This window comes from Agromyces soli (assembly GCF_022811605.1).
Lineage (GTDB): Bacteria > Actinomycetota > Actinomycetes > Actinomycetales > Microbacteriaceae > Agromyces > Agromyces soli.
This window is the reverse complement of record NZ_CP094533.1, coordinates 2,246,952-2,260,414: the sequence shown is the minus strand read 5'-3', so window position 1 is coordinate 2,260,414 and position 13,463 is coordinate 2,246,952. Positions and strand designations below refer to the sequence as shown.

Genomic DNA, 13,463 nt, shown 5'->3' with positions numbered 1-13,463 from the left:
CCCGACGGGATCGCGCCGGACGGCAGCGCCGCGTCCGCCGGTCAGGCGGCGCGCTCGCCGCGCAGCGCCAGCCAGGCCTCGCGGCGCTCGGCCTGCAGCGCAGGGTCCGCGACCGGCGAGGCCATCAGCAGGCGGCGACTGTAGGCGTCCTGCGGGTCGCCGGTGACCTGCTCGCCGTCGCCGGTCTCGACGATCGTGCCGCGGTACATCACCGCGACGCGGTGGCAGACGCGGCGCACGACGCCGAGGTCGTGCGAGACGAAGAGGTACGAGACGCCCGTGTCGCGCTGCAGCTCGATGAACAGGTCGAGGATCGTCGCCTGCGTCGTGAGGTCGAGCGCGCTCACCGGCTCGTCGCAGATGATGAGCTTCGGCCGGCGCACGAGCGCCCGCGCGATCGCGATGCGCTGCCGCTGTCCGCCCGAGAACTCGCTCGGGTAGCGGTCGATGACGTGCTTCGGCAGCCGCACGCGATCGAGCATCTCGCCCACCACGGCCTTCGCCTCGGCACGGCTCGCACCGGCGGTGGCGAGCGGTTCGGCGAGGATGTCGCCCACGGTCATCAGCGGGTCGAGCGAGCCGTACGGGTCCTGGAAGACGACCTGGATGTCGGCGGCGAGCGCCCGACGGTCCCGGCCCGAGGCGTGCGTGATGTCGCGGCCGTCGAAGGCGATGGAGCCGCCCGCGACGGGCACGAGGCCGAGGATCGCCTTGCCGAGGGTCGACTTGCCCGAGCCGGACTCGCCGACGAGGCCGAGGCACTCGCCTGGTGCGATCTCGAGCGAGACCTCGTGCAGCACCCGGTTCGGCTTGCGCCGGGTGCCGTACTCGACGACGACGTCCTTCGCCTGCAGCAGCGGTGCGGCGGATGCGGTCGCGCTCATGCGCGCACCTCCTTGCGGTCGGCCTCGGTCGAGGCATCCGTGGCGGCCGGCGCCGCGGCCTCCTGGGCGTCGGCGTCCTGTGCGGTGGAGCCGGTCAGCGCGAACGCGCGGTCGAGCTCGGCGCGGCTCTCGGCCCCGTCGAGCGAGGCCGCGATGAGCTCCCGCGTGTAGGGCTCCTCGGGGGTCGAGAACAGCTGCGCCACCTCGCCGATCTCGACGATGGACCCGTGCCGCATGACCACGACGCGGTCGCAGATGTCGGCGACGACGCCGAAGTTGTGGGTGACGATGACGAGCGCCATCCGGTACTCCTGCTGGAGTTCGCGCAGGAGCTCCAGCACCTCGGCCTGCACCGTCACGTCGAGCGCCGTGGTCGGCTCGTCGGCGACGAGCACCGAAGGCTTCGCGGCGATCGCGCCGGCGATGAGCACGCGTTGCGCCATGCCGCCGGACAGCTCGTGCGGGTACGCGCGCATGACCCGGGGCGGATCGGCGATGCCGACCCGTTCGAGCATCGCGAGCGCCCTGGCCTTCGCGTCGGCGCGGCTCATCCCGTGGACGGCGCGGAGCGGCTCGATGAGCTGATGCCCGATCGTGAACGAGGGGTCGAGGTTCGTCATCGGCTCCTGCGGCACGTAGCCGATCTCGCGGCCGAGCAGGCGCGCCCGGTCGCGGCGGCCGAGGGAGGTGACGTCCTCGCCGCCGATCCAGATCGCGTCGGCCGTGTAGCTTCCCGTCTTCGGCAGCAGGTCGAGCACCGAGAACACCGTCTGCGATTTGCCGGAGCCGGACTCGCCGACGATGCCGAGCACTTCGCCGGGCGCCACGTCGAGCGTGATGCCGTGCACCACCTCGACCTCGCCGTCGGCGGTCTCGTAGCGCACCCGCAGGTTCTCGATCTGCACCGCCGAGTCCGCTGCGGCGTGCGCGACGGCACCGGTCGAGGCGGTGACGGCGAGCGGTTCGCCGGAGGCCGCGGCGCGCTCCGCCGCGCGGCGGGCGCGTCGCGCCTTCCGCGAGGGCAGCGGGGCGGTGACGCTCACGACGTCGGCGAGGGTCGAGCCGAGCACCGCGAGCGCGGCGATCGAGATGCCGAGGGCGAGCGAGGGCCAGAGCAGCAGCAGCGGGTCGGTGCGCATGACCCGGAACCCCTCGTTCATCGCGGCGCCCCAGCCGGGGGTGGTGCCGCCGCCGATGCCGAGGAACTGCAGGCCCGCCTGCATGCCCATCGCCATGCCGGCGGTGAGCGCGGACTGGATGACGATCGGCGCCACGACGGGGCGGATGACGTGCCGCCCCATGATCCGCGCGTGCGAGAGGCCGGAGACCTTCGCCGCGTCGACGTACGCCTCGTTGCGCACGGCGAGCACCGTCGCGCGGGTGAGGCGGAAGTACCCGGGCGCCATGAACACACCGACCGTGACCATGAGCAGGTTGAAGTCGTTCCCGGTGTTCGCGCCGACGATGAGCAGGATGATCATGCCGGGCACCGACTGCACGGCGTCGCTGATCCAGGTGCCGATGCGGTCGGTCGCCCCGCCGAAGTAGCCCGCCGCGAGGCCCGAGGGCACGCCGATGACGAGCGAGGTCACGATCGCGACGAGCGCGCCCCAGAGCGTGATCTGGGTGCCCCAGATCAGCCGGCTCAGCACGTCGCGCCCGGTCGTGTCGCCGCCGAGCAGGTGCTCCGGGCTCGGCAGGGCGCGGGTGATGGAGAGGTCGACGAAGTTCGGGTCGTACGGGGCGAGCAGCGGCGCGAAGACCGCGACGAGCACGATCAGCACGAGGATGCCGAAGGAGATCGCCCCGGCGGGGCGCTTCAGCAGGCGGACGAAGACGGAGCCGCGACGGCCGGCGCGGGTGTCGATGTTCTCGGTCAGCGGGGAGGTCACTTCACACGCGCCTTCGGGTTGATCCAGCCGAGCAGGATGTCGAGCAGGAAGTTGATGATGACGACGAAGACGACCGTCACGACGGTGATGCCGAGCAGCATCGGGATGTCGCCGTTCTGCGAGGACGCCTGCGTGAGGGGCCCGATGCCGGGCAGCGCGAAGATCTGCTCGACGATGATGGCGCCCGAGAGGAGGCCGACGAACATGAGCGCGAGGATCGTGAGCGAGGGCGGCGCCGAGTTCCGCAGCAGGTGCACGACGATCCGCCACTGCGGCAGGCCGCGGCTGCGGAGCGTGCGCATGTAGTCGAGGCCGTCGGCGCGGATGATGGCGTTGCGGAGCTGCTCGGCGATCATCACGACGGCACCGAGGGCGAGGGAGATCGCGGGCAGGGTGATCGATTGGAGCCATCCGCCGACCGACTCCTGCGGCTGCACGTAGCCGACCGCGGGGAACCACTTGAGCTGCACCGCGAAGGTCATCACGAGCAGGAGCGCCACCCAGAAGCCGGGCAGCGCGAAGAGAATGACGGCGCCCGCCTTCACGAGCTTGTCGATCCAGGTGCCGGGGCGGAGGCCGGCGAGCACGCCGAGCAAGCCACCCAGCACGGCGGAGAGCAGCACCGCGGCGGTGACGACCGAGAGGGTGACGGGGAGCTTCAGCGCGATCTGCGCGCCGACGGGCTGGAAGTTCTTCCAGGAGTCGCCGAGGTCGCCGCGGAAGAGCCCGGCGATCCAGTCGCCGAACTGCACGATCACGGGCCGGTCGGTGCCGATCTTGGCCGCGAGCGCCTGCTGCGCCTCGGGGGTGGCGGCGCTGCCGAGGAGGCCCAGCGTGGGGTCGGGGATCGCGGCGTGCGCCAGGAAGAAGGTCGCGGTCGCCACGACGACCAGCAGGATCACCCCGGAGACGAGCCGTTTGAGCGTGAAGGTGAGCATGGGAACTCCTGGATCGGGTGCGGACTCGGGGGAAGCCGGTGGGACGGGGCCGCGCTGCTCGCGCGGCCCCGTCCCGAGGCGGTCAGCCCACGACCTCGATCTGGCGGAGCGTCGGGAACATCATGCCGATGACCGGCGTCACCTCGAACTCGGAGGTCGAGATGTAGGTGTTCGTCGACTGGCTCCAGACCGAGAAGAAGGCCTGCTCGGTGACGAGCTCGTTGAGCTTCTCGATCGCGGCGATCTGCTCGTCGCCGGGCTCGGCGCTGAAGACCGTGTCGATCTGGGCCTGGATCTCGGGGAACGCCTCGACGCCCGGGTTCGGGTTGTACCACTGCGGCTTCGCGATCTGGCGCTCGACCGTGGCGACCGGGTTGCCGTCCATCGCGATGACCGCGACGAACATGGGGTACTCGGGCGCGACCGACATGTACTGCATGAAGTCGGTCTCCTTGAAGGTGACGCCGATGCCGAGCTCGCCGAAGGTCTGCTCGATGATCGCCTGCCACGGCTGGAACGGCGGGGCCATGGGCATGGTCACGTCGAAGCCGTCCGCGTAGCCCGCCTCGGCGAGCAGCTGCTTCGCCTTCTCGATGTTCGCGGGGTACATGTCGTTCAGCGACTTCACGTAGCCGGGGGTGTCGGCCGGGAACACCTGGTTGGTCGCGACGCCGACGCCCTGACCGATGGTGTCGACGAGCTCCTGCCCGTTGAACGCGTAGTTCAGCGCCTGGCGCACGCGCACGTCGCCGAGCGGCTTGCCCATCTCGGTCGCGCCGAGCCGGTCGCTGAACTGCAGGCCGACCCACATGGACAGGCCGCTGGCGACGTTCCAGTCGTTGTCGGGGGCCAGGTCCATCGCGGTCTTGTCGCCGTAGATGAGGTTGAACTGGCCGCCCTCCATGCCGTTCAGCATGGCCGTCGCGTCCGAGAGCGGCGAGATGGTGAGCGGGTCGAAGGGGAAGTCCTCGGCCGCCCAGTGATCGGCGACCTTGTCGAAGTGGTACTCCGCGCCGGGCACCGAGCTCGCACCCAGCGTGTACGGGCCGGAGCCGACGGGGGCGGTCGCGAGCGAGCCGTCGTCGATGGCCGAGGGCGCCATCATGTAGCTGCGGCCGAGGCCCATGAAGTAGAGGATCGTGTCGTCGCGCTGGGTCAGGTGGATCGCGATGGTGTCCTCGTCGACCGCCTCGAAGCTCTCGACCTTCTGGTACGCCTCCTGCGAGCGGACGCCCGCCTTCAGGTAGTCGAGGCTCTTCACGGCGGCTTCGGCGTTGAAGGCCTCGCCGTTCGAGAACTCGGTGTCGGTGCGGAGGTTCATCGTGATGGTGGTGAAGTCGTCAGACACCTCCCAGTCGGTCGCGAGGCCGGGCTGCGGCTGGCCGTCGCCGTCGATGGTCAGCAGCGGGTCGTAGACCGCCGACAGGTAGGGGCCGTCGAAGCCGATGTCGGCGAGCGAGGGGTCCCAGGAGGTGACGTCCAGGAAGTTGCCGATGCTCAGCGGGTGGACCGAGGTCCCGCCGTCACCGTCGGAGGGCGCGTCAGTACCGGACGTGCACGCGGTGAGCGCGAACGCGGCGGCCGCGGCGAGGGCGACGCCTGGCAGTGCCTTCTTCATGTCTTCTTCTCTCGATTGCGGGGAAACAGGTGGGTGCTGCGGGACATCGCGGTCAGGGCGAGTGCCGATCCCTCCGGTCGCGTTCTGCGCGTCGATGCGCCGCGGCGACGTAGCCGTGGAGCTCGAGAGGTCGTCACCTCGATGTGCCGTGCGGGTAAGTCTACAACTGTTGACAAGAAACACAACACCTGGAGAAAGACGGGGCGGCGACGTGCCCGCGCACGTCGCCGCCCCCGCGGTCCATCCCCGGAATTCAGGCGATCGAGACGTCCTCCACGAAGGAGATCTCCTTCGCCGCGATGCGCTCCGGGATCCCCTCGAACGCCCCCCGGCGCTCCGGGGAGACGAGGTAGGCGGCCTCGACGCGCTCGAACTCGGCGCGGTCGCCGGGCACGCTCACGGCCCAGACGAACTCATGCGCCTCCGGCCGCCCGTAGGCGAACTCCACCTCGAACCCGGTGGCGCGCCGCACTGCGGGCATCCGGGTCTCGAACCACTCCACGAACGCCTCGTACTCGCCCTCGACGATCTGATAGCGACGCAACTGCACGGTCTTCATGGCTCAATCATGCCGTGCCCGCGGCATCCGCTCGTCGCCGTATACTCGTTGCGTCCAGGCGCGCCATCCGCGCCGGTGCTCGAAAAATGGGCACGAAGCGAGCCGATGCCGGCGTCGGTTGCGAGACACATACGGAATCCGTCCGTCGCGTCTCGAAAGGCCGCCGCATGCCCACCGTCTCCTCCCACGTCGCCCACGCCCTCTCCGCCCACGTCAGCCACGTCTTCGGCGTGATGGGCAACGGCAACGCCTATTTCCTCGACGCGATCGAGCGCGAGACCGGCGCCGTGTTCACCGCGGTGCGCCACGAGGCCGGCGGCGTCGTCGCCGCCGACGCCCACTACCGCGCCTCGAAGCGTCTCGCCGCGGCGACCTCGACCTACGGCGCCGGCTTCACGAACACGCTCACCTCGCTCGCCGAGGCCGCGCAGGCGCGCGTGCCGCTCGTGCTCGTCGTCGGCGACGAGCCCACCTCGGGCCCCCGCCCCTGGGACGTCGACCAGATCGCGCTCGCCTCCGCGGTCGGCGCGCGCACCTATACGGTCGGCCGCACGGATGCCGCGGCGACCACGGTCATCGCGATCGAGCACGCCCTGCAGTACCGACTGCCGGTCGTGCTCGCGATCCCCTACGACGTCGCCGCCGCCGAGGCGGGGCCCCTCACCGCGGCGCCGTCCCCCGCTCTGCCGGGGCCGGTCGCGCCGTCCGGCGAGTTCGCGCACGGCCAGCTGAGCGAGATCGCCCGCGCTCTCGCCGGGGCGGAGCGGCCGTTCCTCCTCGCCGGCCGCGGAGCCTGGCTCGCCGACGCGAGCGAGGCGCTCGGCGAGCTCGCAGCCGCAGCCGGTGCGCTCACCGCCTCCACCGCGCTCGGCCGCGGCGTCTTCCCCGAGGCGCATTTCGACCTCGGCGTCGCCGGCGGCTTCGGCGCCGACGGCGCGATGGCACTCGTCCGCGAGGCCGACGTCGCCGTCGTCTTCGGCGCGTCGCTCAACCAGTTCACGATGCGCTTCGGCGAGCTGTTCGCGCCGGGCACGCGCGTGTTCCAGGTCGACGTCGCCCCGGCGGCGACGCATCCGAACGTGGGCGGCTACGTGCGCGGCGACGCCGGGCTCGTCGCCCGCGAGCTCGTCTCGCAGCTGATCTCGCTCACGGGCGAGGCGGTGCGCCCCGACGCCTGGCGCGAGCGCGTCGACGTCGCGGCCGCGCGGAGCTACGAGTCCGGCGAGGTCGCCGCACCGGACGGCCGGCTCGACCCCCGCAGCGCGGCGCGCCGGATCGCCGAGCTGCTGCCCGAGGATCGCGTGGTCGTCTCCGACGGCGGGCACTTCATCGGCTGGGCGAACATGTACTGGCCGGTGGCGGCACCCGACCGGATGATGATGGTCGGCACCGCGTTCCAGTCGATCGGGCAGGGCTTCCCGAGCGTCGCCGGCGCGGCGGCCGCCCGCCCCGAGTCCACGATCGTGCTCACGACGGGCGACGGCGGCGGGCTGATGGCGATCGCCGACCTCGAGACCGCGATCCGCACGGCGGGCGGACGAGGCGTCGCCGTGGTCTGGAACGACGCCGCCTACGGCGCGGAGGTGAACCTCTACGGTCTGAAGGGGCTCGCCGAGGGCCCGATGCGCATCCCCGAGGCCGACTTCGCGGCCGCGGCGCGCGCGTTCGGCGCGGAGGGCGTCGTCGTGCGCGAGCTCGGCGAGCTCGACGCCCTCGCGGACTGGGCCGCCCGCCCCGCGGCGGAGCGCCCCTTCCTGCTGCTCGACTGCCGCATCTCGGGCGACGTCATCGCCCCCTACCAGCAGGAGATCATCCGCGTGAACTCCCGCTGACCTCACACAACTCAGGAACATGTGGCGGTTATGCGGGTCGTCGATTCGTGCAACCCGCGCCGTCGCTGGGCACGCCGGCGAGGCTTCCTGAGTTGTCGACAGGCCGAGCGAACCGGCCGCTCGGCGGGAACGACGCGAAGCCCTCGCGCCGGAGCCGCGGGATCGTATACGATCAACCCAAGCGCCCGACGAGGAAGTGGAGCCCGCGTGCTGAACCAGTCCACCATCGAGGCGATCGCCGACGAACTGTTCATCGCCGATCGCGACCGCGGCATCGTGCCGCGGCTCACCGCCCGCCACGACGGCATGACCGTCGAGGACGCGTACGCCGTGCAGAAGCTCTGGGCCGAGCGGCGCGCCGCAGCCGGCGCCCGCCTCGTCGGCCGCAAGATCGGCCTCACCTCGAAGGTGATGCAGGTCGCGACGGGCATCACCGAGCCCGACTACGGCGTGATCTTCGACGACATGGTGTTCGAGTCCGGCGCGACGGTCGAGTACGACCGCTTCTCGAACGTGCGCATCGAGGTGGAGCTCGCCTTCGTGCTCGCGAAGCCGCTCTCCGGCCCGAACGCCACCATCTTCGACGTGCTCGACGCGACCGCGTACGTCGTGCCGGCGCTCGAGATCCTGAACTCGCACATCGAGCTCGAGGGCCGCACGATCGTCGACACGATCAGCGACAACGCCGCGATGGGCGGCATGGTGCTCGGCGGCCGCCCGGTGAAGGTCGACGAGCTCGACCTGCGCTGGGTCGGCGCGCTGCTGTACCGCAACCAGACGATCGAGGAGTCGGGCGTCGCCGCCGCCGTGCTCGGCCATCCCGCGATGGGCGTCGCCTGGCTCGCGAACAAGCTCGCGCAGCACGGGCAGTCGCTCGAAGCGGGCGAGATCGTGCTCGCGGGTTCGTTCACCCGACCGATGTGGGTCGAGCGCGGCGACACCGTGCACGCCGACTACGGCCAGCTGGGGGCGATCACGTGCCGATTCGAATGAACGCCCCGCAGACGTTCTCGGCCCGCCTCGCCGCGGCCGACCGCCCGCAGATCGGCATGTGGGTCTGCTCCGCCAGCCCGATCATCGCCGAAGTCGCCGCGGGCAGCGGCGTGGACTGGGTGCTCCTCGACGCCGAGCACTCCCCCAACGACCTGCAGTCGATCCTGCACCAGCTGTACGCGATGTCGGCCTACCCGGTCTCGGCCGTGGTGCGGCCGCCGATCGGCGACCCCGTGCTCATCAAGCAGTACCTCGACCTCGGCGTGCAGAACCTGCTCGTGCCGATGGTCGACTCGGCCGAGCAGGCGCGTGAGCTCGTCCGCGCCGTGCGCTACCCGGGCCCGGCCGGGGGCGACGCCGCTCCGGCCGAGCACGGCGCGCGCGGCGTCGGCGCGTCGCTCGCCCGCTCGTCCCGCTGGAACCGCATCGAGGGCTACCTCGGGCGCGCCTCCGAGACGGTGAGCCTGATCGTGCAGATCGAGTCGGCCGCCGCGATCGCGAACGTCGAGGAGATCCTCGCGGTCGACGGCGTGGACGCGATCTTCATCGGGCCGGCCGACCTCGCGGGTTCGATGGGCCTGCTCGGTCAGCCGAGCCATCCGGACGTCGTCGACGCCGCGCTCACCGCGATCCGGGCCGCCCGAGCGGCCGGCAAGCCCGCCGGCATCAACGCCTTCGTGCCGGCGGACGCCGACCGCTACGTGACGGAGGGGGCGGCCTTCGCCGCCGTCGGCGCCGACGTCGCGATCCTGGCGCGCGCCTCGGAGGCGCTCGCCGACCGCTTCATCGGCGCGCACCCCGCGAACGACCGGACGGGCGACGGCACGGATGCCTCCGGCGCGACCGCCTCGGACGCGGGCGCCCCCCGCGAGAGCTACTGAGCGCCGGCACTTCCGCCGCGTCGCCAGATCGTATATCATTTCAGATACAACGAGACGAGAACGTCAATGACCTTCGGTATCCCCACCCCGGGCAAGATCATCGCGGTGCACCTCAACTACCCGTCGAGGGCCGCCCAGCGCGGACGCACCCCCGCCCAGCCGAGCTACTTCTTCAAGCCGGCCTCCTCGCTCGCCGCGACCGGCGGCACCATCGAACGCCCCGCCGGCACCGAACTCCTCGCCTTCGAGGGCGAGATCGCCATCGTCATCGGCGCGCCCGCGCGCTGGGTCTCCCCCGAGAACGGCTGGTCGCACATCGCCGCCGTGACCGCGGCCAACGACTTCGGCGTCTACGACCTGCGCTCGGCCGACAAGGGGTCGAACGTGCGCAACAAGGGCGGCGACGGCTTCACCCCGATCGGCCCGGCCGCGATCCCCGCCTCGGTCGCCGGGCAGGACGGATGGCGCGTCCGCACCTGGGTGAACGGCGAACTCGTGCAGGAGGACACCTCCGACACGCTGCTCTTCCCCTTCGGACGCCTCGTCGCCGACCTCTCCCAGCACCTCACCCTCGAGACGGGCGACGTGATCCTCACCGGCACGCCGGCCGGCTCCTCCGTCGTCGTCCCCGGCGACGTCGTCGAGGTCGAGGTCGACGCCCCCGCCGCCCCCGGCGCCCCGAGCACGGGCCGGCTCGTCACCACCGTGACCCAGGGCGAGCACGCCTTCGGCGACTTCGGCACCAAGCCCGCCATCGACGACGACCAGCGCCTCGAGGCCTGGGGCAGCGAGGCCGAGCTGCTCGCCGCGGTCGCCGACGGCCGCGCGAGCGCGCCCGACTCCGCCGCCGCGCGCGAGGCCGCCGAGCCGGCCGGCCTCGACCCCGAGGTGCGCGAGCTCCTCTCGCAGGCCGCGGTCGCGACGATCTCCGCGGCGCTGCGCAAGCGCGGCTACCACGACGTCTTCATCGAGGGCGTCTTCCCGAACCACGCCGGCGATCGCATCGTCGGCACCGCGAAGACGCTGCGGTTCATCCCCTTCCGCCCGGACCTCTTCAAGGAGTTCGGCGGCGGGTTCAACGCCCAGAAGCGCGCCTTCGACCAGGTCGCCCCGGGCGAGGTGCTCGTCGTCGAGGCCCGCGGCGAACGCGGCACCGGCACCGTGGGCGACGTGCTCGCGCTGCGCGCCCAGGTGCGCGGCGCGGCCGGCATCGTCACCGACGGCGGGGTGCGCGACTTCGACGCCGTCGCGGAGTTCGAGATCCCGGTGTTCTCTCAGGGCCCGCACCCGAGCGTGCTCGGCCGCCGCCACGTGCCGTGGGAGACCGATGTCACGATCGCCTGCGGCGGCGCCGCGGTGCAGCCGGGCGACGTCATCGTCGGCGACGGCGACGGCGTGCTCGTGATCCCCGCCGCCCTCGCCGCCGAGGTCGCCGCCGAGGCCGCCGCGCAGGAGCGAGAGGACGCCTGGGTCGCCGAGCAGGTGGCCGCCGGGGCATCCGTCGACGGCCTCTTCCCCATGAACGCGGAGTGGCGCGCGAAGTACGAGGCCAGCCGCTCCGCGCAGCCGACCACCGAGGCGGACGCCCGATGAACGAGAGCAAGGCGCAGCAGGCCTACCGCTTCATCCGCGAGCGCATCGACGACGGGCGCTACGTGCCCGGCTTCCGGCTCGTGCTCGGCACGATCGCCCGCGAGCTCGGCGTGTCCGTCGTGCCCGTCCGCGAGGCGATCCGCCTGCTCGAGGCCGAGGGGCTCGTCACCTTCGAGCGCAACGTGGGCGCGCAGGTCGCGCTCATCCAGGAGACCGAGTACCTGCACACCATGCAGACCCTCGCCCTCGTCGAGGGCGCCGCGACCGCCCTCGCGGCCCCCACGCTCACGGCCGAGCACGTCGCCCGCGCCCGCGCCGTGAACGAGCGGATGCGCGAGAGCCTCGACGCCTTCGACCCGCACCGCTTCACGGCGCTGAACCTCGAGTTCCACGCCGTGCTCTTCGAGGAGTGCCCGAACCCGCACATCCTCGACCTCGTGCACCGCGGCTGGAACCGCATGAAGGTGCTGCGCGACTCCTCGTTCAGCTTCGTGCCCGGCCGCGCGCAGTCCTCCGTCGAGGAGCACGAGGCGATCCTCCGGCTCATCGAGGACGACGCGCCCTCGATCGAGATCGAGCTGGCGGCCCGAGGGCACCGCACCGCCACCCTCGACGCGGTGCTCGCCTACCAGGCCGAGCAGCACGCGCACACCCCGACCCCCTGAGCTCCACCGGCGCCGCCGACGGCGGCGCCACGACACGATGAAGGTGAGAACCGCATGACCGACGCGTACCGCCCGGCCGAGCTGCCGGAGAAGATCCAGCACTACATCGACGGCGAGTTCGTCGACTCGCTCGACGGCGACACGTTCGAGGTGCTGAACCCCGTCACGAACGAGACCTACGTGCACGCCGCCGCCGGCAAGAAGGCCGACGTCGAGCGCGCCGTCGCCGCCGCGAAGCGCGCCTTCGAGGAGGGCCCCTGGCCGCGGATGCTCCCCCGCGAGCGCTCCCGGGTGCTGCACAAGATCGCCGACCTCGTCGAGTCGCGCGACGCCCGGCTCGCCGAGCTCGAGTCCTTCGACTCGGGTCTGCCGATCACCCAGGCGCTCGGCCAGGCCCGCCGCGCCGCCGAGAACTTCCGCTTCTTCGCCGACCTCATCGTCGCCCAGGCCGACGACGCCTTCAAGGTCCCCGGCCGGCAGATGAACTACGTGAACCGCAAGCCGATCGGCGTCGCGGGCCTCATCACCCCGTGGAACACCCCGTTCATGCTCGAGTCGTGGAAGCTCGGCCCCGCCCTCGCGACCGGCAACACCGTCGTGCTGAAGCCGGCCGAGTTCACGCCCCTCTCCGCCTCGCTCTGGGCCGGCATCTTCGAGGAGGCGGGGCTGCCGAAGGGCGTCTTCAACCTCGTGAACGGCCTCGGCGAGGACGCCGGCGACGCCCTCGTGAAGCACCCCGACGTGCCGCTCATCTCCTTCACCGGCGAGAGCAGCACCGGGCAGCTCATCTTCGGCAACGCCGCGCCCTATCTGAAGGGGCTCTCGATGGAGCTCGGCGGCAAGAGCCCGGCGGTCGTGTTCGCCGACGCCGACCTCGACGTCGCCATCGACGCCTGCATCTTCGGCGTCTTCTCCCTGAACGGCGAGCGCTGCACCGCGGGGTCCCGCATCCTCGTGCAGCGCGACGTCTACGACGAGTTCGTCGAGCGCTACGCGGCGCAGGCGAAGCGCGTGAAGGTGGGCCACCCGCACGACCCGGCCACCGAGGTCGGCGCGCTCGTGCACCCCGAGCACTACGACAAGGTGATGAGCTACGTCGAGCTCGGCAAGAGCGAGGGCCGGCTGGTCGCGGGCGGCGGACGCCCCGAGGGCTTCCCCGAGGGCAACTACGTCGCCCCCACCGTGTTCGCCGACGTCTCGCCGGACGCCCGCATCTTCCAGGAGGAGATCTTCGGCCCGGTGGTCGCGATCACCCCCTTCGACACGGAGGAGGAGGCGCTCGCCCTCGCGAACAACACGAAGTACGGGCTCGCCGCCTACATCTGGACGAACGACCTGAAGCGCGCGCACAACTTCGCCCAGTCGGTCGAGGCCGGCATGGTGTGGCTGAACTCGAACAACGTGCGCGACCTGCGCACCCCGTTCGGCGGCGTGAAGGCCTCCGGCCTCGGCCACGAGGGCGGCTACCGCTCGATCGACTTCTACACCGACCAGCAGAGCGTGCACATCACACTCGGCGCCCCGCACAACCCGACGTTCGGCAAGCAGGAGGTCCACGAATCCGACCTCGACGACCCGGACCCCCGCTGACCGGCCCCGCCCCAGACT

11 protein-coding genes are annotated in these 13,463 nt (G+C 71.7%); 6 read left to right on the top strand and 5 right to left on the bottom strand.

Going from position 1 to position 13,463, the window contains the following annotated elements; all coding sequences use genetic code 11:
• Positions 1–41: 41 nt before the first annotated feature.
• The 5 genes from MTP13_RS10855 to MTP13_RS10835 all read right to left on the bottom strand — a co-directional run bounded on the left by MTP13_RS10855 (position 42) and on the right by MTP13_RS10835 (position 5,891).
• On the bottom strand, positions 42–884 hold the full coding sequence (locus MTP13_RS10855) for an ABC transporter ATP-binding protein (RefSeq protein ID WP_243567776.1): 843 nt from the start codon (positions 882–884) through the stop codon (positions 42–44).
• Complete coding sequence (locus MTP13_RS10850; protein ID WP_243567775.1) at positions 881–2,776, bottom strand: dipeptide/oligopeptide/nickel ABC transporter permease/ATP-binding protein; 1,896 nt, start codon at positions 2,774–2,776, stop codon at positions 881–883. Before MTP13_RS10850 ends, MTP13_RS10855 begins: the two co-directional genes overlap by 4 nt.
• Positions 2,773–3,714, bottom strand: coding sequence for an ABC transporter permease (locus MTP13_RS10845; RefSeq protein ID WP_243567774.1), 942 nt, complete (start codon positions 3,712–3,714; stop codon positions 2,773–2,775). The genes MTP13_RS10850 and MTP13_RS10845 overlap by 4 nt, the downstream gene beginning before the upstream one ends.
• Before the next feature lie 82 nt (positions 3,715–3,796).
• Positions 3,797–5,332: an ABC transporter substrate-binding protein gene (locus tag MTP13_RS10840; protein WP_243567773.1), complete on the bottom strand. Its 1,536-nt coding sequence runs from the start codon at positions 5,330–5,332 to the stop codon at positions 3,797–3,799.
• 253 nt (positions 5,333–5,585) lie between these two features.
• Complete coding sequence (locus MTP13_RS10835; RefSeq protein ID WP_243567772.1) at positions 5,586–5,891, bottom strand: hypothetical protein; 306 nt, start codon at positions 5,889–5,891, stop codon at positions 5,586–5,588.
• A gap of 167 nt (positions 5,892–6,058) precedes the next feature.
• Here MTP13_RS10835 and MTP13_RS10830 point away from each other — a divergent pair, with 167 nt between their 5' ends.
• The 6 genes from MTP13_RS10830 (at position 6,059) to hpaE (ending at position 13,445) form a co-directional block, all read left to right on the top strand.
• Complete coding sequence (locus MTP13_RS10830; RefSeq protein WP_243567771.1) at positions 6,059–7,723, top strand: thiamine pyrophosphate-binding protein; 1,665 nt, start codon at positions 6,059–6,061, stop codon at positions 7,721–7,723.
• Positions 7,724–7,930: 207 nt separating this feature from the next.
• Complete coding sequence (gene hpaH / locus MTP13_RS10825; protein ID WP_243567770.1) at positions 7,931–8,716, top strand: 2-oxo-hept-4-ene-1,7-dioate hydratase; 786 nt, start codon at positions 7,931–7,933, stop codon at positions 8,714–8,716.
• Positions 8,701–9,597, top strand: coding sequence for an aldolase/citrate lyase family protein (locus MTP13_RS10820; protein ID WP_243567768.1), 897 nt, complete (start codon positions 8,701–8,703; stop codon positions 9,595–9,597). Before hpaH ends, MTP13_RS10820 begins: the two co-directional genes overlap by 16 nt.
• 66 nt (positions 9,598–9,663) lie before the next feature.
• On the top strand, positions 9,664–11,190 hold the full coding sequence (locus tag MTP13_RS10815; protein WP_243567767.1) for a fumarylacetoacetate hydrolase family protein: 1,527 nt from the start codon (positions 9,664–9,666) through the stop codon (positions 11,188–11,190).
• Positions 11,187–11,855: a GntR family transcriptional regulator gene (locus tag MTP13_RS10810; protein WP_243567766.1), complete on the top strand. Its 669-nt coding sequence runs from the start codon at positions 11,187–11,189 to the stop codon at positions 11,853–11,855. Before MTP13_RS10815 ends, MTP13_RS10810 begins: the two co-directional genes overlap by 4 nt.
• Positions 11,856–11,909: 54 nt before the next feature.
• The gene (hpaE, locus tag MTP13_RS10805; RefSeq protein ID WP_189084448.1) at positions 11,910–13,445 is read left to right on the top strand and encodes a 5-carboxymethyl-2-hydroxymuconate semialdehyde dehydrogenase; all 1,536 of its coding nucleotides are present in this window, start codon (positions 11,910–11,912) and stop codon (positions 13,443–13,445) included.
• Positions 13,446–13,463: the final 18 nt, after the last annotated feature.